This window comes from Streptococcus mitis (genome assembly GCF_003942765.1).
Lineage (GTDB): Bacteria > Bacillota > Bacilli > Lactobacillales > Streptococcaceae > Streptococcus > Streptococcus mitis_BE.
Window position 1 is genome coordinate 468,655 of record NZ_RJNW01000001.1, and the last position, 21,850, is coordinate 490,504.

Genomic DNA, 21,850 nt, shown 5'->3' on the forward strand with positions numbered 1-21,850 from the left:
TAAATCTATCAAACGCTTACATTTCTTTTTCAAAATTCAGAAAAGTATGAATAAGCTAGCAAAAAGAGCTCTGAAATCGAGCTCTATGAATAAAGGTAAGATACCTTTCATTCGATTTTTTCAATTATTAGAAATTCATCTTTCAGTGTAGGTGTAGATTTGTTTGCAATCTAAATATGCCGACTAAAATAATCCACTGGATAAGATAATTGCTTCGCAATCTTCATCCGCTGACTAAAAAGGTCCCCCGGACTATAATGATGATTACTTCGTAATCTTCATTTGCAACCTAAACTAGTCTCCCAGACTAGTTTAGCCACCTAGATATGCTTTTCTGACTTCTTCTGATGAAGCAAGTTCTTTTCCTGTTCCTGATAGGACGATTTTCCCTGTTTCCAGTACATAACCTCGATCAGAGATTGCGAGTGCTTTATTGGCATTTTGTTCAATCAAGAGTACGGTCGTTCCTTGTTTCTGGATATCTTGAATGATATCAAAAATCTCTTGAATAAAGATTGGGGCAAGTCCCATTGATGGTTCATCTAAAAGAAGAAGCTTTGGCGTTGACATAAGAGCGCGTCCCATGGCAAGCATTTGTTGTTCCCCCCCTGAAAGAGTGGCTGCATCTTGGTTCTTGCGTTCTTCAAGACGAGGAAAGCGTGAGAAAACCTTCTTCAAGTTAGCTTGATTTTCTTCACGATTTTTCTTCAAGAAAGCTCCCATTTCTAGATTTTCCATAACAGTCAAGCCAGGAAAGACGTGGCGTCCTTCTGGAACTTGTGAAAGGCCACCTGCTACGATTTTCTGAGCCGGCATTTTTTGGATTTCTTGACCTAAAAATTCAATTTTTCCTGAACTCGGTCTAACCAAACCAGACAAGGTACGGAGAATGGTTGTTTTACCAGCACCATTGGCACCGATAAGGGAAACAACCTCTCCTTCATTCACTTCAAAACTTACATCACGGACTGCTTGGATCATACCGTAATGTACAGAAAGATTTTCAACTTTTAACATAGACATTAGGCTTCACCTCCTAGATAAGCTTCGATAACGCGTTTATTGGTCTTAATTTCGTCTGGAGTTCCTTGAGCAATTAAACGACCATATTCAAGTACGTAGATGCGTTCTGTTACTTCCATGACCAGATTCATATCGTGTTCAATCAACATGATTGAAATTTTAAATTCATCTTTGATACGACGAATTAACTCAGTCAATTCTGCTGTTTCCTGTGGGTTCATCCCTGCTGCTGGTTCATCTAAAAAGAGAATTTTAGGTTCCGTAGCAAGGGCACGAACAATTTCCAAACGACGTTGTTGTCCGTAGGCGAGGTTTTTAGCAAGAGTCTCTGCATCACCATCTAAATCGAAGATTTTCAACAATTCCAAAGCTTTAGCCTTTAATTCTTTTTCACTCTTGTAAAAAGCTGGTAAGCGTAAGAAACTAGCAAAAACATGTTGTTTGTGATGGTTGCCAAAAGCAATCAAAACATTGTCCAAAACTGTTAAATCTTTAAAGAGACGGATATTTTGGAAAGTACGTCCAAGTCCCAAAGAGGCAATCTTATATGGTGACTTTCCATTCAAAAGGTGACCATCTAAGGTAACTGTTCCCTCACTTGGTTCATAAACACCGGTCAAAAGGTTGAAAAGGGTTGTTTTACCAGCTCCGTTTGGACCGATTAATCCAACCAATTCCCCTTCGTTCAATTCAAGAGTCACATCTCCAACAGCTGTTAGACCGCCAAAATGTTTGGTTAACTGTTTTACTTCAAGTAATGCCATTAGTTTTGTTCCTCCTTCTTAGATTTTTTAAAGAAACGTGATAGGCTCAATTCCCATGTTCCAAGGAGTCCACCTGGTCTGAAAATCATTACCAATACCAAAGCCAAAGCGTAAATAATCATACGCACACTAGCGACATCTTGGAGAAGCATATTCAAAATTCCCAGAACAATAGCTGAAACAATGGCACCTGTAATTGAACCAAGTCCACCAAATACAACAATGATCAATACGTTGATTGAGTTGATGAAAGTGTAATCTTTCGGTACAACAGAGCCGATAAATCCTGCCTGAAGTGACCCTGCAATACTTGCAGTAATAGCACCAAAGACAAAGGCGATGATTTTAATTTTAGTCGTATTAACCCCAACTGACTCAGCAGCGATTTCATCCTCACGAACAGAGAGAGTTGAACGCCCAATTGGACTACGTAAGAAGTTCAAGGTTGCAATGGTTGTAATCACGACAAAAAAGTAAACCATTTGCCAAGTTGTAAAGTTAGGAATTCCCAAGATACCTGCCGCACCATTTGTAATGCTTCCACCATTGATGATAAAGATACGGATAATTTCAGATACACCAAGAGTCGCTACTGCAAGATAGTCCCCCTTCAAGCGCAAGGTTGGAATTCCGACAAGTAAGGCAACTGCTCCTGAAAGCAAAGCACCTGCAATCATAGCTCCAAAGAAGGCACCGTAGGTTGGTGATTTAGAACCAATAATAGCAGCGGCATAGGCACCAATCGCCATGAAACCAGCATGACCAAGTGAAAATTGTCCTGAAAAACCAACGATTAAGTTAAGACCAACTGCCAGAATAATATTAATTCCAATTTGTTGTAAAATCTGTACATAGAATAGATTGAGTATACCGACTGAGACCAGTACACTAATCAAGCCATAGCCAGCTAACAAAAGGAGTAACCATAGAATATTAACTTTTAAATTTTCTTTCATCGTTTACACCTTCTCTTTCACATTTTTACCAAGGATACCAGCTGGGCGGACAATCAAGATCAACAACAAGATTCCATAAACAATGGCATCACGGAAGTCTGACATTCCAAAGGCTGTCGCAAAGGTCTCTAATAGACCAATCACAAAACCACCAAGCGCTGCACCAGGGATAATCCCGATACCACCAAGTACTGCGGCAACGAAAGACTTAAGACCTGGAGTAACCCCCATCAAAGGTTCAAGAGAGTTATAATAGAGGGCAATCAGAACACCAGCCGCACCCGCAAGAGCTGAACCTAAAGCAAAGGTAAAGCTGATAGTACGGTTTACATTGATCCCCATCAATTGCGCCGCATCGCTATCTACGGATACTGCACGCATGGCTTTTCCCATCTTCGTTTTTTGTACAATAACCTGTAACAAAATCATCAAAATCAAGGAAATGGCCAAAATCATTAACTGCACGTTTGTTAGGCTAACTGGTCCCAAATCATAACGAACTGTTTGAATCGCTTGAGGGAAGGCACGGGTATTGGCACCAACCAGATAGACCATGCCATACTCCAATAGGAAAGACACCCCAATAGCCGTAATCAAAACAGCAATACGAGTAGAGTGGCGCAAAGGTCGGTAAGCAAGAAACTCAATCACGACACCAAGGATGGCTGTCGCTATCATAGCTACAATAAGCGCTACAAAGAAATTCATTTGGAAAGAATTAATCAAGAAATAACCGATAAAGGCTCCCATCATATAAATATCACCGTGTGCGAAGTTGATGAGCTTGATAATTCCGTAAACCATGGTATATCCTAGGGCTAACAGCGCATAAACACTACCTAGAATCAAACCATTTACTAGTTGTTGGAGCATAAAATTCACTCTTTCTATATATAATTTCGAGGGTTTCCCCTCACTTTTTGATAGGTTCTTAAACATCGAAACAGGGAGTGAGTCAGAGGCTCATTCCCTATTTCAACATTTTTCTATTATGGTTTTACAACTTCTGCTGCTTCAACCTTACCATTATTCATGGTCATCATGTAAGCTGTTTTGACTGTGTTGTGGTCCGCATCGAAGCTTGTTTGACCAGTTACACCTTCAAAGTCTTTTGTTTTAGCAAGGTTGTCCTTAATCTCACCTGAGTTTTTAGCACCTTTTGCTGCGTTTGCTACAAGGTGAACTGAATCATAAGCCAAGGCTGCAAATGTTGAAGGCTCTTCATTGTACTTAGCACGGTAAGCGTCCAGGAAGGCTTTTGCTTTAGCTGAAACTTCTACAGTAGTTGAGAAGCCTGAGATAAAGTAGATGTTTGATGCTTTTTCAGGAGTTGCTTGTTGTACAAACTCTTCACCGTTGAATCCATCACCACCAACGATTGGCTTGTCAATTCCCATACCACGCGCTTGGTTTACAATTTTACCGGCTTCAGTGTAGTAACCAGGAACAATGATAGCATCAAAGTCTTTCCCTTTCATTTTTGTAAGGGCTGCTTGGAAGTCTGTGTCACCTGCTACGAAAGTTTCATCTGCAACGATTTCACCTTTGTATGCTTCACGGAAGGCTTTGGCAATCCCTTTAGCATAGTCGCTGGCGTTGTCAGTGTATAGAACAACTTTCTTAGCGTTTAATTTTTCAGTAACATAGTTTGAGATAATTTTTCCTTGGAAGCTATCTTGGAATGTTCCGATAAAGAGGTAATCTTGACCTTTAGTCAATCCATCTTGAGTCGCACTTGGCGAAATCAATGGAACACCTGCTTTTGTAGCGTTAGCTACCGCAGCTGCAGTTGCACCTGATGTCGCAGGTCCTACGATTGCTGATACTTTAGATTGGGTTACAAGGTTAGTTGTTACTGAAGCCGCCTCAGCTGTTTCAGACTTGTTATCTTTATCAACTACTTCGATTTGTTTTCCATCGATACCACCTGCGGCATTGATTTCATCAACAGCAAGTTGGGCACCTTTTTGTTCAGATGTTCCGTAAGCTGCTACGGCACCAGTTTCCTCAAAGTTAAATCCGATTTTAATTGTCTTTTCATCTACTGAGTTACCAGCAGCGTTTGACGCTCCAGACTTCACTTCTCCACAGGCTGCAAGAAGTGCGACACTTGCAAGCGCCACAAACGATAGGGCAAATTTTTTCTTCATCTTTTTTGTCTCCTTATTTCTTAAATAAATAGCATGTTAAGAATATACCGAATTATCAGAAAATTGTCAACACTTTTTTTAAACTTTTTCGATGATAACGTTTTCCTCTCGATGAAGATTGCCCACAAAGGGTGTTTCCAGCTCTTGGATATGACAAACCCTGACTTTTTTTATAAACTTTTCCTTGCCCAAGCGCCCGATCAATTGCTCCACTTCTTGAGTTGGAACATAGAGTTGTAAGTAACGATGTTTCTTGGAATGATAGGTAATATCTCCATAATCCTGCAGTTTTTTTGCATCACGATTATAGTAAAGATAGATAATCAAGCCAGATCGATTGACTTTTTCAAACATGGTAAATCCTCTTTCTAAGAAATCTCTCCCTATTATACCAAAAAAAGCAAACCCAGTCGAGTTTGCCTTCTTTAATCATTAGTTCAATGAATTGTTGGCCATGATTTCATCAATAAAGCCATATTCAAGTGTTTCTTGAGCACTCATCCAGTTATCACGTTCTGCATCTGCGTGAACTTTTTCGATTGACTGACCTGAATTTTCAGCCAAGATTTTTTCCAAGGTATTACGAGTTTTAAGCAAGTGTTCTGCAGCGATCGCCATATCGGTTTGTTGAGTACCACCACCTGTACCACCCATTGGTTGATGAATCATATACTCTGCATTTGGAAGCATGAAACGTTTGCCTTTTGCTCCACTTGATGCAATGACCGTCCCCATAGATGCTGCCATACCCATAACGATAGTTTGGACATCAGCCTTGATAAAGTTCATAGTATCAACGATTGCTAAACCAGCTGAAACGGAACCACCAGGTGTATTGACATAAAGGTAAATATCTTTTGTACTATCTTGGGCATCCAAGAAAAGCAATTGGGCAATAACAGAGTTGGCCATGTTGTCTTCAACTGGGCCTGTTAGCATAATGATGCGGTCTTTGAGAAGACGTGAGTAAATATCGTAGGAACGTTCTCCACGGCTTGTTTGTTCAATAACTACAGGAATCATTTATTTCTCCTTTTGAGTTTTAATTTTGTTGGTCAAATGACTGAAGATAAGACTATTATAATATCTTGGTCAAAAAAGGTCAAATTTTTGCTCTGTTTTCATCAGACAGAAACAAAAATTCAACCTCCTTTCGTGACTGGAAATTCTTTTCCAAGTCAATCTTCTTTTCGATTTTATTTCGTACCGAACAAGCGGTCTCCAGCATCCCCAAGACCTGGAACGATATAACCGTGTTCGTTCAAGCGTTCATCCAAGGCTGCTGTAAAGATTTCTACATCTGGATGAGCTTCTTGAAGGGCTTTTACACCTTCTGGAGCAGATACAAGGCAGACAAATTTGATATTTGACGCGCCACGTTTTTTAAGGGAGTCAACAGCTAAGATTGCTGAGCCACCTGTTGCCAACATTGGGTCTACTACAAAAATTTGACGTTGGTCAATATCTTCAGGCAATTTCACCAAGTACTCAACTGGTTGAAGCGTTTCTTCATCACGGTACATACCGATGTGACCAACCTTAGCAGCTGGAACCAAGCTCAAGAGTCCATCAACCATCCCGATACCTGCACGCAAGATTGGAACGATGGCCAATTTCTTACCTGCCAATTGTTTTTGAACTGTTTTTGTGATTGGTGTTTCGATTTCCACATCTTCTAGTGGAAGATCACGAAGTACTTCATACCCCATCAACATTGCAATCTCATCTACTAGCTCACGAAAAGCTTTTGTAGAAGTATCTGTACGACGCAAGATTGACAATTTATGTTGAATCAGTGGATGATTAATAACTTCAATTTTTCCCATTTTTGGAGTTCCTTCTTTCAATTTATTCTTCTTATTATACCAAAAAACGGTTTAAAAATCTTTCTAAACCATTTATTTTTGATAATTTTTACATTAAATCTGCCTCTTTAAGAGCTGCCTGTACTGTCTCAAGTGGTAGATGGGTCAATTCTGTCCCTTTTTCTTGATAAAGGTATTGGGCGTAGTCGTCCATTCGGTACTGGTTGATATAAACCACGCGCTTGCAACCAACCTGCAGCAATTGTTTTGTACAGTTCAGACAAGGAAAATGTGTCACATAGGCTGTAAAACCTTTGGGAACACCACGTTCAGCACCTTGAAGAATAGCATTAACCTCAGCGTGAAGGGTGCGAACACAGTGACCTTCAATAACCAAACATTCGTGATCAATACAATGCTCGGTTCCTGACACCGAACCATTGTAACCAGTGGAAATAACCTTATTATCTTTTACAAGAATCGCGCCCACTTTAGCGCGTTTACAAGTGGAACGATTGGCAATTAGTAGAGCTTGGGCTGCAAAATACTCATCCCATGCTAGTCTTTTTTCAGTCATATCTCTTCTCCTTTTTCTCTATTTTTTAAAAAATGGTAACCGTAAATCCGCAATCTTTTCAGCTGGTACCTTCATGCCATCCTTGATCCATTTTAGGAGGACAGAGACGATGGCCGAGCTCCAAAAGGAATGAAGATAAGAGCTGACACCTTTTGATTTCCCATGGTATTTTTCTAGAAATTCCTGCATGGCTTGGACAAAGATTTTTTCCAGATGGTAATCTAAGGCCAATTGAATCACTCTGGCTTCCTTTCTTGCCTCCCGGAAAAGGTGAACCCAGACCAGATAAAGGTCTGTCTTTAAATCATAATGATGCAACTGTTCCATGATGTTGTGGACACTCCGTTTAAAGACGCTCTCTAAAATTTCCTCTTTGGAATTATAATTACGATAAAAGGCCGCACGTGAAACGCCTGCACGCTTAACCAATTCAGAAATACTAATCTTAGTCAGGTCCTTTTTTTCCAAGAGTTGCAAGAGGGCCGTTTCAATGGCTTCTCTGGTTAATAAATTGGATTCTTGGTTTGATTTTCTGAGATTTTCAAGAGACTTTTCAGAGATTCTACGTTCAGACATAACATTTTCTTTCTACTTGTCACAACAGACGGATGAGGCTTTTGTTTCAAGGGCTTTCATGATATAATTGTAAAAAAAGACAGAACCTTTGTCAATGTATAACTGACAAAGATGGAGAATTTCTATGACTTGGAAGATTATTGCTGACTCTGGTTGTGATTATCGTCAGCTGGCAAGACCAGCTATTGACACGACCTTTGTGAGTGTTCCCTTAACCATTCAAGTAGCTAATCAGGTCTTTGTTGATGATGCTAGTCTTGACATTGACCAAATGATGGAAACCATGTATGCAACTGCAGAAGCTTCAAAATCAGCTTGTCCAAGCCCAGATGACTATTTGAGAGCATTTGAAGGAGCCAAAAATATTTTCCTAGTAACCATCACGGGTACTCTCTCTGGCAGTCACAATAGTGCTCAACTGGCCAAGAATATTTATCTAGAAGACCATCCTGATACTAAGATTCATGTGATTGATAGCTTGTCTGCTGGTGGAGAAGTTGACTTGCTCGTAGAAAAAATAAATAATTTGATCGACCAGGGACTATCTTTTGAAGAAGTGGTTGAAGCTATCACTGCCTATCAAGAAAAAACCAAGTTGCTCTTTGTCCTAGCCAAAGTCGATAACTTGGTGAAGAACGGCCGTTTGAGCAAGCTTATCGGTACGGTCGTTGGCCTTCTCAATATCCGTATGGTCGGAGAAGCTAGTGAAACTGGAACCCTTGAATTGCTACAAAAAGCACGAGGTTCAAAGAAATCAGTTCAAGCTGCCTATGATGAAATCATTAAAGCTGGATATGCTGGTGGCCGTATTGTCATGGCCCAACGCAATAACGAGAAATGTTGCCAACAGCTTTCAGAGCGAATTCGTGAAAATTTCCCACAGGCGGATATTAAAATTCTCCCAACCTCTGGCCTCTGCAGTTTCTATGCAGAAGATGGCGGTTTGCTGATGGGATATGAAATTGATTAATTGCATTCTTGACAAGAGATGACCATCATCTCTTGTTTTTTTGTGGTACAATAGAGCTATGAAACATTTTGATACTATTGTCATCGGTGGAGGTCCTGCTGGTATGATGGCTACAATTTCCAGTAGCTTTTATGGACAGAAAACCCTCCTCATCGAAAAAAATCGGAAACTTGGAAAAAAATTAGCTGGGACTGGTGGGGGACGTTGCAATGTGACCAACAATGGTAGCTTGGACGACCTACTAGCTGGCATTCCTGGAAACGGACGCTTTCTTTACAGTGTCTTCTCCCAATTTGATAACCATGATATCATTAACTTTTTTACGGAAAATGGTGTTAAACTTAAGGTCGAAGACCACGGACGCGTCTTTCCTGCTAGTGACAAGTCTCGAACCATTATCGATGCTTTGGAAAAGAAAATCACTGAGCTAGGTGGTCAAGTTGCTACTCAAACAGAGATTGTTTCGGTTAAAAAGGTGGATGACCAGTTTGTCCTTAAGTCAGCAGACCAAAGCTTCACTTGTGATAAACTGATTGTCACAACAGGTGGTAAATCCTATCCTTCCACTGGTTCGACTGGTTTTGGACATGAGATTGCCCGTCATTTTAAACATACCATTACCGAACTTGAGGCTGCTGAAAGTCCTTTGTTGACAGATTTTCCACACAAGGTGCTTCAAGGAATTTCTCTGGACGATGTAACCCTAAGCTATGGCAAGCATGTCATCACTCACGATTTGCTTTTTACCCACTTTGGTTTGTCAGGTCCTGTTGCCCTGCGTATGTCTAGTTTTGTCAAGGGTGGGGAGGTTCTCTCGCTAGATGTTTTGCCTCAACTTTCTGAGGAGAACTTCGTTTTATTTTTAGAAGAAAATCGAGAAAAATCTCTAAAAAATGTCTTAAAAACCTTACTTCCAGAACGCTTGGCCGAATTTTTTGTACAAGGATTTCCTGAAAAAGTTAAACAGCTAACTGAAAAGGAACGCGAACAACTGCTCCAGTCTATCAAAAACCTCAAAATCCCTGTGACTGGTAAAATGTCCCTTGCCAAGTCCTTTGTTACCAAAGGGGGCGTCAGTCTCAAGGAAATCAATCCCAAAACTCTAGAAAGTAAGCTGGTACCTGGACTCCACTTTGCTGGCGAGGTACTGGATATCAATGCCCACACGGGTGGGTTTAACATCACTTCTGCCCTCTGCACCGGCTGGGTGGCGGGTTCAAACCCAATCTAAATATACATTACTAAACGGAACAATCCGCCCAAAAAGAAAGGAAGTCCTTTGGAACATATTATCTTGCTAAGGGGAGTGACTCCTAATGGAAAAAATGCTATCCCTAAAATGTCTTATCTAGTAGATATCTTGACAGAAGCCGGTTTTCAACAAGTTCGAACTTATATTCAAAGTGGAAATATTATTCTTGAAAGTAACTTAGCTCTCGAAGAAATACGAGAACAGGTTCATACTCTAATAAAGGAAAAGATTGGAGCCGATCTCAAAATAATCATTAAGAATAAGGATGTTTTTAAAAACATTGTCCAAGAAAACCCGTTTGGAGAACACTATCTTTATGACCGTATACACGTGATTTTTTATCAAGAATCTATTCAAAGCCTCCCTTTAGACAAATTGAAAATTGATTACGGTGAAGAAGAAATTTGTATCGGTAACCATTGTCTTTACCTCTATCTCCCTAGAACTGCAAAACAAAAAAAGCTCAATACTAACTATCTTGAAAAGCTTTTCAATGTAGATTTGACCATGCGAAAACTAAATGTAGTAGAAAAATTATTAAGCAAGTAGTGCTTGAATTTAGTAAAAATCGGAAGAATACTCCTCCGATTTTATTTTGTCTGAGTTTGGACATAGTGGGCAATCACATCTGATGTGTACTGGGCTGTTCCAATTCCAAATTTGTCAATGTTTTCCTTAAACTCTGGGTTATAGACGTAGCCTTTACCGATATGACCGAATACCTCAATAGAGCAGTCAAATCCATAAGTACGTATGGCTTGCAAGAGTTTGCCTGCTTCTTCTTGGTTTTCAGACGCTGTTATCGGTAGACCAGCTTGAAGATTTTGTGACAAGGCTCGAAAAACTTGGTTGAAGGCAGCTGTAGCTTCGTCTTCGTGACCTTTCTGGCGCTCCAGCGCTTGGTCCATGACTTCTTGTCCATATTTCTCTACCGCCTCTTGGTGGTATTTTTGATGGTCTTGGTAGTTAAATCCAGCAAATTTCTCTTGAATGCTCATTTCTCTTTCTCCTTTTTGTTCTTGAATGGTTTTTTGCAAAGTTGAAATCAAGGTATCCAGATGTTCCCTTTCTCGAGTCAAATAGTCCAACTGCCTAGTCAAATGAGGCAATAAATCTGTCCTTTCTTCCTTTAATAGCTCTGCTATTTTTTCTAAAGAAAAACCTAGATATTTGTAATAAAGAATAACCTGAAGGCGTTCCAAATCCTCCTGACTGTAGGTTCGATAGCCGTTTTCCGACTTTAAAGGAACCAAAAGTCCTATCTTATCGTAGTGGTGCAGGGTCTTGACAGAGACGCCCGAAAACTGCGCAGCTTCTTTTATATGGTACATGATTTCCTCCTTACATTGATAGTATAACCCCTTCCCTTAGGTCAGAGTCAAGCGTTTTTGCGAAATTTTTTACTTTATCATAACATGAAAATGGTTTTCTTGACAGACCTTAGAAAACATGATAGGATAGTCAAGTCTATCAATCAAAAGAAAGGCTCATTTTGAGTACTGATGAGGCTATTTGCCAAGGGCAGTAGCTTTTTCTTTTGTAACACTAATTTTAGGAGTTTAACTATGTCTGAAAAATCGCAATGGGGTTCTAAACTAGGCTTTATCCTAGCATCTGCTGGTTCAGCCATCGGACTTGGAGCTGTTTGGAAATTCCCCTATATGACTGCTGCTAACGGTGGAGGAGGCTTTTTACTAGTCTTTCTCATTTCCACTATTCTAATCGGTTTCCCCCTTTTGCTAGCTGAATTTGCTCTCGGCCGAAGCGCTGGTGTCTCAGCAATCAAAACCTTTGGAAAACTAGGCAAGAATAGTAAGTACAACTTTATCGGTTGGATGGGTGCCTTTGCCCTCTTTATCCTCTTATCTTTCTACAGTGTTATTGGGGGATGGATTCTGGTTTATCTAGGCATTGAGTTTGGAAAATTGTTCCAACTTAGCGGAACGGGTGATTATGCTCAGTTATTTACTTCCATCATTTCAAATCCAGCCATTGCGCTTGGAGCTCAAGCTGCCTTTATCCTATTGAATATCTTTATTGTATCACGTGGGGTTCAAAAAGGGATTGAAAGAGCATCTAAGATTATGATGCCTCTGCTCTTTATCATCTTTGTTGTCATCATTGGGCGCTCTCTCAGTTTGTCAAATGCCATGGAAGGGGTTCTTTACTTCCTCAAACCAGACTTCTCTAAGCTGACAAGTGCTGGTCTCCTCTATGCTCTGGGACAATCTTTCTTTGCCCTCTCACTAGGGGTTACAGCCATGCTGACCTATGCTTCTTACTTGGATAAGAAAACCAATCTGGTCCAGTCAGGAATTTCTATTGTAGCCATGAACATCTCGGTATCCATCATGGCGGGTCTAGCCATTTTNCCAGCCATGTCAGCCTTCAATATCCAATCTGAAGGAGGACCGAGCCTGCTCTTTATCGTCTTGCCTCAACTCTTTGACAAGATGCCTTTTGGAACCATTTTCTACATCCTCTTCCTCTTGCTCTTCCTCTTTGCGACAGTCACTTCTTCCGTCGTTATGCTGGAAATCAATGTAGGCAATATCACCAATCAGGACAACAGCAAGCGTGCCATGTGGAGTGCCATTTTAGGAATTTTGACCTTTGTCTTTGGAATTCCTTCAGCCCTATCTTACGGTGTCATGGCGGATGTTCACATCTTTGGGAAGACCTTCTTTGACGCTATGGACTTCTTGGTTTCCAATCTCCTCATGCCATTTGGAGCTCTCTGCCTTTCACTTTTTACAGGCTATATCTTTAAAAAAGCTCTTGCCATGGAGGAACTCCATCTCGATGAAAGAGCATGGAAACAGGGACTGTTCCAAGTCTGGCTCTTCCTTCTTCGTTTCATCATTCCAATCATCATCATCGTGGTCTTTATCGCCCAATTTATGTAATTAAAAAGGACTTGAGTAATGAACTCAGGCCCTTTCTTTTTTATGGATGGCTAACAATCAATTCCAAATCTTGTCCTTCTAGGGTCCAAGCTTCAACATCACTTGGTAGGATAAAGTGGCTACCTTTTTGGATTGGATAGTTTTTTCCGTCAACAGTCAGTTGACCTTGACCAGCTAAGACACTGAACAAGCTGTAGTCAGCTGTCTTTTCGAAGTCAACTTTTCCAGTAATTTCCCACTTGTAAACTGCAAAGAAATCATTGGATACAAGGAGAGTGGAACGCAAATCATCTGCTTTAACAGTTACAGGGCGGCTATTTGCAGGCTCACCAATGTTTAATACATCAATAGATTTTTCAAGGTGAAGTTCACGCAAGTTACCATTATCATCCTTACGGTCAAAGTCATAGACGCGATAGGTGGTATCGCTAGATTGTTGGGTTTCAAGAATCAAGATGCCCGCACCGATAGCATGCATGGTGCCACTTGGCACATAGAAGAAATCTCCAGCTTTAACTGGTACTTTTGTCAACAAGGCATCCCAGTTTTTATCTTCAATTTGCTGACGGAGTTCTTCTTTTGACTTGGCATTGTGACCGTAAATAATCTCTGAACCTTCATCCGCAGCGATGATGTACCAGCATTCTGTTTTTCCGAGTTCGCCTTCATGCTCCAGTCCATAAGCATCGTCTGGGTGAACTTGAACGCTGAGCCAGTCGTTAGCATCCAGAATCTTAGTCAAAAGCGAAAATACAGGCTCTGGACGGTTGCCAAACAATTCACGATGTTCCGCATACAAAGTAGCAAGGTCTGTTCCCTCAAAACGACCATTGGCCACCTTTGAAACGCCATTTGGATGGGCTGAGATGGCCCAATATTCTCCGATTTTTTCACTTGGGATGTCGTAGCCAAACTCATCACGTAGCTTGGTTCCACCCCAAATTTTTTCTTGCATAACTGATTGTAAAAATAATGGTTCTGACATCATATTCTCCTGTCTGATTTTTCTCCCCTCATTATAGCAAAAAAAGAGTTCCAGTTGAACTCTTTTTCACATCTTATAAAGTAGGGAGAAGATTTTATAAAAATAGTGAACAAATGTGCTCTACTCAATGCTTGCACCATTGCTGGCAATGACATCCTTGTACCAGTAGAAGGATTTCTTCTTGCTACGTTTGAGGCTTCCATGACCAGCATTATCTCGATCTACATAGATAAAGCCATAGCGCTTGTTCATTTCGCCTGTTCCAGCTGAAACCAGATCGATACAGCCCCAAGTCGTATAACCAAGCAAGTCAACGCCATCTTGGTAAATGGCATCTCGCATGGCCTTGATATGAGCCTCTAAGTAAGCAATCCGATAGTCATCTGCTACATGACCATTCTCATCCGGTGTATCCATAGCACCTAGACCGTTTTCCACGATGAACATTGGCTTTTGGTAACGATCCCAGATAGCATTGAGGGTGATACGAAGACCAAGTGGGTCAATCTGCCATCCCCATTCTGAGGATTCAAGATAAGGATTTTTGAGAGAGGCAAAGATATTTCCAGCAGTTAATTCTTTAACTTCTGGATCACCTGAGGCTACTAGACTTGCATAGTAAGAGAAGGAAACAAAGTCAACAGTATTGTCCTTCAACAACTCTAAATCTTCTGCAGTCATTTGAATCTCGATTCGCTCACGCTCCCACTGCTTCTTGGCGTAGTTTGGGTATTCCCCACGCGCTTGAACATCAATGAAGAAGTAACTCTTGCGGTCTTCCTCCATGGCTGCCCAGTAGTCTCTTGGATGGGCTGTGTTAGGATAGTATTGCCCTGCAGCCAACATACATCCCACCTTATTTTCTGGGTCAATTTCGTGGGCAATCTTTGTCGCAAGAGCTGAAGCTACCAACTCATAGTGTGCAGCCTGATATTTAACCAGTTCTTGATTTTCTCCTTCTTCAAAACAGAGCCCAGCTCCCATAAAGGGGGCATGGAGAATCATGTTGATTTCGTTGAAGGTAAGCCAATATTTGACCAAACCCTTATAGCGGGTAAAGAGTGTGCGACAAAGTTTTTCATAGAAGTCTAACATCCGACGATTGCGCCAACCACCGTACTCTGTAATCAAGTGCATAGGACAGTCGAAATGAGTGATAGTCACCAGAGGTTGGATACCATACTTGTGGCACTCCTTAAATAAATCCTCATAAAAGGCTAGACCAGCTTCATTTGGCACTGTTTCGTCGCCCTTAGGAAAAATCCGAGTCCAAGCAATGGATAGACGATAAGTCTTAAAGCCCATTTCCGCAAAAAGGGCAATATCTTCCTTGTAATGATGGTACATATCAATAGCTTGCTTGGCTGGGTAAAAATAGCCCTCCTCAAACGAAAACATCTTTTTCTGACCTGTGATAATGGCTTCACGATCTGGACCGATGGGGACGACATCCACATTCGCCAATCCACGACCTTCTAAATTATAAGCACCCTCACACTGGTTGGCAGCTGTCGCTCCGCCCCACAAGAAACCATCCGGAAAAGTCAGTTTTTCGGTCATAACTCTACTCACTTTCTTATTTGCTTGTTCATTTACTTATATTATAACTTATTCTGTAAACCTTTTCTTATAAAATACTGTGACATACTGATACTATTCTACTATTTAAGTTTATCAGATTGTTTTTTAAAAAATTATCCTCTAGAAAAAGTAAATAGCCTCCCCTGAAACAAAAAAGAAGACTGAAAACTAGTCTCCTCTGTTCCTTTTAAATCAAAGCTGTAATAACCGTCACTAGGCCAAAAATAATACCTGGTGCATTAGCTGCTGCAAGGGGGATATCTCTTTCTTTTTTGAAAAGACCGTAGTAAACCCAGAGACTACAGTTGATGGCAGCAACCAAGGGCTGGATGAAATTTCCTTTTTGACCAGCCAGATTGTTCATGATTTGTGGGAAGTAAGACACATACATCATAACAGACATAAAGGTCGCTACCCAACCTAAAATTTTCATTTGTTTTTCAGACATTTTCAAAACCTCTTTCATTTTTACTGAATCTTATTTTAAAATATTCTTTCAAAACAATCAAGTCTTTAAAACTTTTGTTATAAAGATATAAACTATCACAATCTTGTTATAAGAAAGAGGGAACAGAAAAAAGACCGAATTGCTCCGTTCTGTTTACTCAATCAAATATTAGAAAATGAATACTCCTTTTCAATGAATCGATTGATTGATGGTAAATAAGCCGTTAGAAATTATTGACAGTATCGAAATTTTCTAGTAAAATGAATTTTGTTAATACCTAAATGGTGTGTAGTTTTCTATCAACATAGTCAGGAGAAAAGGAACTTATGCTAAAAAAATTTAATGAATTGTCACTGAAAGATAAGGCTTATCTAATTGGCGGTTTGAGCTTATTAGTCATTGTGATCTCATTTGGTCTACTCAATCGTCAAACAGTAACTGTCAGTCTTGTCTTTACACAACTATCTGCTCCCTTGATTTTGGTGATTTTTACTTGTCTAGTAATCGGGATCATTGCTGGTAGTGCTATTGGTATTAGCTATCACCATAACAAGACTCAAGATCTGAGAAGCCGCATTGCTGAAGCAGAAGCGACTATCAATATAAAAGACAGGGAGCTTGTCCAGTACGAGGAACAGGTGCAACAATTAAAACAGGAAGCCAAACAATAAGTGTAGAAATCATAACCACCCGTGAAAACGGGTGGTTTTTTGTCTCGCACCTAACGGAGCGAGACGGACTGAAAGTCGCATAAATACAAAAAAGATCGAATTGCTCCGATCTTTTTAAGTTTCACTCCAAGAATGTTTAGATAAAAAATTTGATAATAGAATTACCTACTTCATACGATAAAAATCAATCACTAGACCAGCAGGCCCTTTAACTAATAAGGACTCTGTTCCCCAATCGGTTACAGTTGGTCCGTTTAAAACCTGGATACCAAGTTCTTTCAACCGTTGGTAATTCTGGTCTACATCCTCAACCTCGATATGAAGAATGATTCCTGACTGAAAATCTTCCAAAGGAATCAAATGATTTTGGGACAACATCAGACAGTGACTGCCAATCGTAAACTGAGCAAAACTGTCATCAACATAATCGGGCTTTTTATCCAAAATACGCTCCAAGTCAGCACAGACTTGGGGAACATCTGAAACGATAATATCTAATTGATTTAAATTCATTTACTATCCTCCATAAAAAGACCGGATTGCTCCGATCTTTTTAAGTTCCACGAAGGAATTATTTAATTGCGCGTGATTGCAATCCTTCTTCTTCCAAGAAGAGGCGGAATGGTACGAGTTCTTCTGCTTCGTATTTTTCCTTGAAGTCTTTGATTGCTTCTTCTGAGTGAAGTTTTGGATCCAATTCAAGTACTTCTACTGGAAGTGGACGGTGTGGAGTGATGCGAGCATCGATCACAACAGTTTTACCTTCTTTGTTGAGTTTAACAGCTTCTGCAACAACTGCATCGATGTCTTCGATACGGTCAACTGTAAATCCTACAGCACCTTGAGCTTCAGCGATTTTCGCATAGTCAGCATTAGGGAAGTCACAACCAAACAAGTGTTTGTTTGTGTCTTCGTATTTGTCCTTGATGAAGGCATATTTACCATTTGAGAAGACAACGTTGATAACTGGAAGGTCGTATTGAACGTTTGTGATAACGTCTGGGTAGCACATGTTGAATGCACCGTCACCCATGATGTTCCATACTTGGCGATCTGGATTGTCTTTCTTAGCAGCGATACCACCAGGAAGGGCAATACCCATTGTCGCAAAGAGTGGAGATGTACGCCACATGTTCTTAGGTGTCATGTGAAGGTGACGAGTAGATGTTTGAGTAGTGTCACCTACGTCGATTGAGTAGATAGCGTCTTGATCAGCATGTTTGTTGATTGCATTGTAAACTTGATACAATTGCAATTCACCCTCAGTTTTACCTTCGATTTTGTTCATGTAATCACGCCAGTTTTGGTTGTTCTTAACGTTTGCACGCCACCATGGAGTAGATTCAACTGGGTTCACTTTGTCAAGGATAGCTTTAGCTGCTTGACCTGCATCACCAAGGATTGAAGCGTCTAGGGCATGACGTTTACCAAGTTTGTAAGGGTCGATATCCACTTGGATGAATTTTTCAGTATTCTTGAATGCTTGGTAAACTTCAGCAAATGGGAAGTTTGAACCAAGGAAAAGAACTGTGTCTGCTTCAAAGACCACTTCGTTGGCTGGCTTCCAACCAACACGGTAAGCAGAACCTGTCAAACCTTCATAGTTCCATTCAAAGGCTTCAAAGTTTTTACCAGTTGTGATGATTGGTGCTTTGATTTTACGTGACAATTCAGTAATCACTTCACCAGCTTTAACACCACCGTAACCAGCATAGATAACTGGACGTTCAGCATTGTTCAAGATTTCAACAGCTTTGTCGATTTCAACTTCGTTCAAAGCAGGAGCGATGAATGAACGTTCGTATGAACCTGAACCGTAGTATGAATTTTCGTCGATTTCTTGGAAACCGAAGTTTACTGGGATTTCAACAACAGCTGGACCTTTTTTAGAAACTGCAGCACGGCAAGCTTCGTCGATTACTTTTGGCAATTGCTCAGCGTAAGCTACACGTTTGTTGTATACAGCGATACCGTTGTACATTGGGTTTTGGTTCAATTCTTGGAAAGCATCCATGTTGAGTTCGTTAACTGGACGTGATCCAAGGATTGCTAGGAATGGAGTGTTATCCATAGCTGCATCGTAAACACCGTTAATCAAGTGAGTCGCACCTGGACCACCTGAACCAACTGCAACCCCGATTGAGCCGCCGAATTTAGCTTGCATAACCGCTGCAAGAGCACCTGTTTCTTCGTGACGAACTTGCAAGAAGCGGATATCTTTGTCTTCAGCCAAAGCATCCATCAATGAGCTGAGTGTTCCTGATGGGATACCGTAGATTGTGTCTACGCCCCATGTTTTCAATACATTAAGCATTGCTGCAGATGCAGTAATTTTCCCTTGAGTCATAATGATAACTCTCCTTCAAATATTTTTAAATCTACTAAAAAAGGTTTCATATAGTTTTTGAAAACGTTTCAGTAAATTTTTACAATACTAATTTATCACATTTATTTTGACTTTACTAAGAATCTGCTCAGAAGTTTTTATTCTCTATTACAGTACAGTTTGAAAACGTTTTTAGCTTCTGTTTTATAATAAAAAAGCGAGCAAGCCCGCTTTTAGTCTATTTTACTAAAGTTTAGTAAGAGTGAACTAGTCAGAACAGATACAGAACTAAAGGCCATGGCTAGACCAGCTAGTTCTGGATTGAGGGCCAGTCCAACACCAGAAAAGACTCCTGCTGCAATCGGAATTCCGGCGACATTGTAGATAAAGGCCCAGAAAAGATTGAGCAGAATTCGATTAAAGGTTTTCTTACTCATGTCAAAGGCACGAACCACTCCTAGGAGGTTATTAGTTGTCAACACCAAATCTGCTGACTCGATGGCAATATCTGTTCCAGCTCCCATAGCAATCCCCACATCTGCTACACTGAGGGCAGGAGCGTCATTGATACCGTCACCAACAAAGGCTACTTTTCCAGTCACTTGTAGTTTATGGATTTCATGGGCTTTTTCTTCTGGTAAGACACCTGCAATGACCTCTTCGATTCCGATCTGATCGGCAATAGCACGCGCCACACCTGCATTGTCTCCTGTTAGCATGACTGTTTTAAGGCCTCGTTTTTTCAACTGACTGATGGCTAGCTTAGCATTTTCCTTAGGGATATCTTGCAAAGCAAGCAAGCCTTTGATTTCATTGTCCACAGCCAAAAACACAACTGTCTTAGCTTCTTTTTCCAGTTCTTCTAGTTTTTCTTGATAAGTGCTAGAAATGTTCATGCCATCCAGCATTTTAGCATTTCCAAGCAGAACTTGTTTTCCATTGATTTGCCCTGAAACACCTTTTCCGTGCCAGGCTTGGAAATTTTCAACAGTTTGAAGCTCAAGTCCAGCTTCACTCGCTCGTTTCACAACGGCTTCAGCCAGTGGGTGTTGAGAAGCTTCTTCCAAGGAAGCTGCCAATCCAAGCACTTCTACTTCGTCACCGATGATATCTGTGACCACAGGTTTCCCTTCAGTTAAAGTCCCTGTTTTATCAAAGACAATGGTTTGGACTTTCTGGATTTCCTGTAGAACCGTTCCATTTTTGAGGAGAACTCCCATCTTGGCACTGCGACCTGTCCCCACCATAAGGGCTGTCGGTGTTGCAAGTCCCAATGCACAAGGGCAGGCAATAATCAGAACTGCTACTCCATAGAGAAGCGAAGACACAAAGCTCGCTCCAAGCACAACTACACTATCCCTGAGCAAGACGAACCAAACCCAAAAGGTCACAATCCCTAAAATGACAACTGCTGGGACAAAAATCCCTGAAATTTTATCCGTCAAGTCCTGAATCGGCGCACGACTTGTCTGAGCTTTCTTCACAAAATCCACAATCTGAGCCAAAACAGTCTCTGAACCAACTTTTTCTGCTCTAAAAACAAGTGTTCCACTATTATTGATGGTTGAACCAATGACGGTATCTCCAACTGTCTTGTCCACAGGCAGACTCTCACCTGTCACCATAGACTCATCAATACTAGAGATACCTTCTACTACGACACCATCAACCGCAATCTTTTCACCGGGACGCACTCGAATCAGGTCACCTACCTTGACTTGCTCCAAAGGGACTTGAACATAGTTATCCTCACGCAAGACTTCTGCAGTTTTAGCTTGCAAGTCAAGTAATTTCTCCACAGCTTGGGAAGTATTTTTCCGCATTTTCTCCTCAAAAACGGCTCCCATAAGAACGAAGAAGAAGATAAATGCAGCACTTTCAAAGTAAACGGGGAGGCCAGCGAAGAGGGCAACTAAGCTATAGAAATAGGCCACTAGGGTTCCCAGAGCAACCAAGGTATCCATGTTGGCATTGTGCTTTTTAAAACTAGCCCAAGCACTTTGGATATAAGGACCACCTGCTACTAGCATAATCGGTGTTGTGGCTAAAAAGGTGCCCCAACGCATGACTTGGTGACTAATTCCTCCTGTCGACATCCCAATCATGAGGATCACAAGAGGCACAGTAAAGATACTAGTAATCCAAAAACGCTGGAGGAGTGATAGAGATTTTCGAGTCTTCTCAACAACTGTATAACTTCCCTTTTGCATCTTCATACCACAAGAAAATTCATGTTGACCTAATTCTTGAGGTGTAAAACGAATGACTTTCTCCTCATCTACGCCGATTGGCTCTAAGATGCCTTCTTCTTCAAACAGAATTTCCTTGTAACAGTTTGAAGGAGTTGCTCGATGAAAGGTAATCTCAGCTGGAATCCCTTTTTGAAGCTGTATATGAGCTGGATGGTAGCCTTTGTCTGCCGTGATACGGATTTTTTGAACACCATTTTCAAGACTTGCTTTTACAATTTCAGTCATATCATTCTCCTATTCTACAATCATCTTGCCGTGCATCATATTCATGCCACAAGAGAAACCATACTCTCCAGCCTGCTCAGGCGTGATTTCCACTACATACTCTTCACCCATTGGCAGGTTCGCATGTACACCAAAATCTGGAAAAACAATTTGGTCCAGACAGGGTGAAGGGTCCTTGCGGTCAAAGACAATGCGGGCTGGCACTGATTTCTTGAGGATAATCAACTCAGGCGTATAGCCCCCCATGACCTCCACTCGAATCTCTTGGTAGCCGTTTTTTTGCTGGGCTTTTTGTCCAGATTTTTCAGGCTTTTTGAAAAACCAAAACAAGATAAAGGCGATAAGGGTAATACAAACAATGGTTACAATACTATTTAACATGA

Annotated in this window: 23 protein-coding genes; 5 read left to right on the plus strand and 18 right to left on the minus strand. The window is 40.8% G+C overall.

Going from position 1 to position 21,850, the window contains the following annotated elements; genetic code table 11:
- Positions 1–312: 312 nt before the first annotated feature.
- The 10 genes from D8849_RS02490 to D8849_RS02540 all read right to left on the minus strand — a co-directional run bounded on the left by D8849_RS02490 (position 313) and on the right by D8849_RS02540 (position 7,851).
- Entirely contained in the window at positions 313–1,023 is a 711-nt protein-coding gene (locus D8849_RS02490; protein ID WP_000062219.1) for an ABC transporter ATP-binding protein, read from the minus strand.
- The gene (locus D8849_RS02495; RefSeq protein WP_045611941.1) at positions 1,023–1,787 is read right to left on the minus strand and encodes an ABC transporter ATP-binding protein; all 765 of its coding nucleotides are present in this window, start codon (positions 1,785–1,787) and stop codon (positions 1,023–1,025) included. Before D8849_RS02495 ends, D8849_RS02490 begins: the two co-directional genes overlap by 1 nt.
- Entirely contained in the window at positions 1,787–2,743 is a 957-nt protein-coding gene (locus tag D8849_RS02500; RefSeq protein ID WP_125386089.1) for a branched-chain amino acid ABC transporter permease, read from the minus strand. Before D8849_RS02500 ends, D8849_RS02495 begins: the two co-directional genes overlap by 1 nt.
- Before the next feature lie 3 nt (positions 2,744–2,746).
- Complete coding sequence (locus D8849_RS02505; RefSeq protein WP_033679951.1) at positions 2,747–3,616, minus strand: branched-chain amino acid ABC transporter permease; 870 nt, start codon at positions 3,614–3,616, stop codon at positions 2,747–2,749.
- Between the two features lie 116 nt (positions 3,617–3,732).
- Positions 3,733–4,893, minus strand: a complete 1,161-nt coding sequence (locus D8849_RS02510; RefSeq protein ID WP_115904789.1) for an ABC transporter substrate-binding protein — start codon at positions 4,891–4,893, stop codon at positions 3,733–3,735.
- A gap of 78 nt (positions 4,894–4,971) precedes the next feature.
- Positions 4,972–5,247: a YlbG family protein gene (locus D8849_RS02515; RefSeq protein WP_004261600.1), complete on the minus strand. Its 276-nt coding sequence runs from the start codon at positions 5,245–5,247 to the stop codon at positions 4,972–4,974.
- 78 nt (positions 5,248–5,325) lie between these two features.
- A complete protein-coding gene (gene clpP, locus D8849_RS02525) occupies positions 5,326–5,916 on the minus strand; it encodes an ATP-dependent Clp protease proteolytic subunit ClpP (protein ID WP_000613475.1) in 591 nt (196 codons plus the stop codon).
- A gap of 173 nt (positions 5,917–6,089) precedes the next feature.
- Positions 6,090–6,719: a uracil phosphoribosyltransferase gene (upp, locus tag D8849_RS02530; RefSeq protein ID WP_000515974.1), complete on the minus strand. Its 630-nt coding sequence runs from the start codon at positions 6,717–6,719 to the stop codon at positions 6,090–6,092.
- Between the two features lie 88 nt (positions 6,720–6,807).
- A complete protein-coding gene (locus D8849_RS02535; RefSeq protein WP_000136973.1) occupies positions 6,808–7,275 on the minus strand; it encodes a deoxycytidylate deaminase in 468 nt (155 codons plus the stop codon).
- 18 nt (positions 7,276–7,293) lie between these two features.
- On the minus strand, positions 7,294–7,851 hold the full coding sequence (locus D8849_RS02540) for a TetR/AcrR family transcriptional regulator (RefSeq protein ID WP_125386091.1): 558 nt from the start codon (positions 7,849–7,851) through the stop codon (positions 7,294–7,296).
- A gap of 124 nt (positions 7,852–7,975) precedes the next feature.
- Here D8849_RS02540 and D8849_RS02545 point away from each other — a divergent pair, with 124 nt between their 5' ends.
- From D8849_RS02545 to D8849_RS02555, 3 genes are read left to right on the plus strand one after another with little or no spacing between them, the layout of a single operon-like run.
- A complete protein-coding gene (locus tag D8849_RS02545; protein WP_125386092.1) occupies positions 7,976–8,821 on the plus strand; it encodes a DegV family protein in 846 nt (281 codons plus the stop codon).
- A gap of 58 nt (positions 8,822–8,879) precedes the next feature.
- Complete coding sequence (gene aao, locus D8849_RS02550; RefSeq protein WP_125386093.1) at positions 8,880–10,052, plus strand: aminoacetone oxidase; 1,173 nt, start codon at positions 8,880–8,882, stop codon at positions 10,050–10,052.
- A 48-nt stretch (positions 10,053–10,100) separates the two neighbouring features.
- A complete protein-coding gene (locus D8849_RS02555; RefSeq protein WP_125386094.1) occupies positions 10,101–10,622 on the plus strand; it encodes a DUF1697 domain-containing protein in 522 nt (173 codons plus the stop codon).
- A gap of 41 nt (positions 10,623–10,663) precedes the next feature.
- Here the strand turns inward: D8849_RS02555 and D8849_RS02560 are convergent, their stop codons facing one another.
- Positions 10,664–11,404: a MerR family transcriptional regulator gene (locus tag D8849_RS02560; protein WP_125386095.1), complete on the minus strand. Its 741-nt coding sequence runs from the start codon at positions 11,402–11,404 to the stop codon at positions 10,664–10,666.
- A gap of 234 nt (positions 11,405–11,638) precedes the next feature.
- Here D8849_RS02560 and D8849_RS02565 point away from each other — a divergent pair, with 234 nt between their 5' ends.
- Entirely contained in the window at positions 11,639–12,979 is a 1,341-nt protein-coding gene (locus D8849_RS02565; protein WP_125386096.1) for a sodium-dependent transporter, read from the plus strand.
- A 40-nt stretch (positions 12,980–13,019) separates the two neighbouring features.
- Here D8849_RS02565 and manA read toward each other — a convergent pair whose 3' ends face one another.
- From manA to D8849_RS02580, 3 genes are all read right to left on the minus strand, one after another.
- Positions 13,020–13,964 (minus strand): mannose-6-phosphate isomerase, class I, encoded by a 945-nt coding sequence (gene manA / locus D8849_RS02570; protein WP_125386097.1) that lies wholly within the window; start codon positions 13,962–13,964, stop codon positions 13,020–13,022.
- Positions 13,965–14,084: 120 nt separating this feature from the next.
- Positions 14,085–15,524, minus strand: coding sequence for a 6-phospho-beta-glucosidase (locus tag D8849_RS02575; RefSeq protein WP_000136868.1), 1,440 nt, complete (start codon positions 15,522–15,524; stop codon positions 14,085–14,087).
- Between the two features lie 208 nt (positions 15,525–15,732).
- Positions 15,733–15,993: a SemiSWEET family transporter gene (locus D8849_RS02580; protein WP_001291472.1), complete on the minus strand. Its 261-nt coding sequence runs from the start codon at positions 15,991–15,993 to the stop codon at positions 15,733–15,735.
- 326 nt (positions 15,994–16,319) lie between these two features.
- Here D8849_RS02580 and D8849_RS02585 point away from each other — a divergent pair, with 326 nt between their 5' ends.
- Complete coding sequence (locus D8849_RS02585) at positions 16,320–16,664, plus strand: lipopolysaccharide assembly protein LapA domain-containing protein (protein ID WP_000913393.1); 345 nt, start codon at positions 16,320–16,322, stop codon at positions 16,662–16,664.
- A gap of 165 nt (positions 16,665–16,829) precedes the next feature.
- On the opposite strand, the gene D8849_RS02590 is transcribed toward D8849_RS02585, so the two are convergent.
- The 4 genes from D8849_RS02590 to D8849_RS02605 all read right to left on the minus strand — a co-directional run bounded on the left by D8849_RS02590 (position 16,830) and on the right by D8849_RS02605 (position 21,848).
- Positions 16,830–17,177, minus strand: coding sequence for a VOC family protein (locus D8849_RS02590; RefSeq protein ID WP_001052638.1), 348 nt, complete (start codon positions 17,175–17,177; stop codon positions 16,830–16,832).
- A gap of 58 nt (positions 17,178–17,235) precedes the next feature.
- On the minus strand, positions 17,236–19,011 hold the full coding sequence (spxB, locus tag D8849_RS02595) for a pyruvate oxidase (protein ID WP_000191819.1): 1,776 nt from the start codon (positions 19,009–19,011) through the stop codon (positions 17,236–17,238).
- A gap of 212 nt (positions 19,012–19,223) precedes the next feature.
- Positions 19,224–21,467, minus strand: a complete 2,244-nt coding sequence (locus D8849_RS02600; RefSeq protein ID WP_125386098.1) for a heavy metal translocating P-type ATPase — start codon at positions 21,465–21,467, stop codon at positions 19,224–19,226.
- 9 nt (positions 21,468–21,476) lie between these two features.
- Positions 21,477–21,848 carry a cupredoxin domain-containing protein gene (locus D8849_RS02605; RefSeq protein WP_125386099.1) on the minus strand — a complete coding sequence of 124 codons (372 nt, stop codon included), beginning with the start codon at positions 21,846–21,848 and terminating at the stop codon, positions 21,477–21,479.
- Positions 21,849–21,850: the final 2 nt, after the last annotated feature.

Coding starts and splice junctions, on each gene's coding strand:
- D8849_RS02600 (WP_125386098.1), bottom strand. CDS start 21,467: ATGACTGAAATTGTAAAAGCAAGTCTTGAAAATGGTGTTCAAAAAATC.
- aao (WP_125386093.1), top strand. CDS start 8,880: ATGAAACATTTTGATACTATTGTCATCGGTGGAGGTCCTGCTGGTATG.
- D8849_RS02515 (WP_004261600.1), bottom strand. CDS start 5,247: ATGTTTGAAAAAGTCAATCGATCTGGCTTGATTATCTATCTTTACTAT.
- clpP (WP_000613475.1), bottom strand. CDS start 5,916: ATGATTCCTGTAGTTATTGAACAAACAAGCCGTGGAGAACGTTCCTAC.
- D8849_RS02560 (WP_125386095.1), bottom strand. CDS start 11,404: ATGTACCATATAAAAGAAGCTGCGCAGTTTTCGGGCGTCTCTGTCAAG.
- D8849_RS02505 (WP_033679951.1), bottom strand. CDS start 3,616: ATGCTCCAACAACTAGTAAATGGTTTGATTCTAGGTAGTGTTTATGCG.
- D8849_RS02575 (WP_000136868.1), bottom strand. CDS start 15,524: ATGACCGAAAAACTGACTTTTCCGGATGGTTTCTTGTGGGGCGGAGCG.
- D8849_RS02540 (WP_125386091.1), bottom strand. CDS start 7,851: ATGTCTGAACGTAGAATCTCTGAAAAGTCTCTTGAAAATCTCAGAAAA.
- spxB (WP_000191819.1), bottom strand. CDS start 19,011: ATGACTCAAGGGAAAATTACTGCATCTGCAGCAATGCTTAATGTATTG.
- D8849_RS02495 (WP_045611941.1), bottom strand. CDS start 1,787: ATGGCATTACTTGAAGTAAAACAGTTAACCAAACATTTTGGCGGTCTA.
- D8849_RS02545 (WP_125386092.1), top strand. CDS start 7,976: ATGACTTGGAAGATTATTGCTGACTCTGGTTGTGATTATCGTCAGCTG.
- D8849_RS02500 (WP_125386089.1), bottom strand. CDS start 2,743: ATGAAAGAAAATTTAAAAGTTAATATTCTATGGTTACTCCTTTTGTTA.
- D8849_RS02490 (WP_000062219.1), bottom strand. CDS start 1,023: ATGTCTATGTTAAAAGTTGAAAATCTTTCTGTACATTACGGTATGATC.
- D8849_RS02585 (WP_000913393.1), top strand. CDS start 16,320: ATGCTAAAAAAATTTAATGAATTGTCACTGAAAGATAAGGCTTATCTA.
- D8849_RS02510 (WP_115904789.1), bottom strand. CDS start 4,893: ATGAAGAAAAAATTTGCCCTATCGTTTGTGGCGCTTGCAAGTGTCGCA.
- manA (WP_125386097.1), bottom strand. CDS start 13,964: ATGTCAGAACCATTATTTTTACAATCAGTTATGCAAGAAAAAATTTGG.
- D8849_RS02535 (WP_000136973.1), bottom strand. CDS start 7,275: ATGACTGAAAAAAGACTAGCATGGGATGAGTATTTTGCAGCCCAAGCT.
- D8849_RS02590 (WP_001052638.1), bottom strand. CDS start 17,177: ATGAATTTAAATCAATTAGATATTATCGTTTCAGATGTTCCCCAAGTC.
- D8849_RS02605 (WP_125386099.1), bottom strand. CDS start 21,848: ATGTTAAATAGTATTGTAACCATTGTTTGTATTACCCTTATCGCCTTT.
- upp (WP_000515974.1), bottom strand. CDS start 6,719: ATGGGAAAAATTGAAGTTATTAATCATCCACTGATTCAACATAAATTG.
- D8849_RS02580 (WP_001291472.1), bottom strand. CDS start 15,993: ATGTCTGAAAAACAAATGAAAATTTTAGGTTGGGTAGCGACCTTTATG.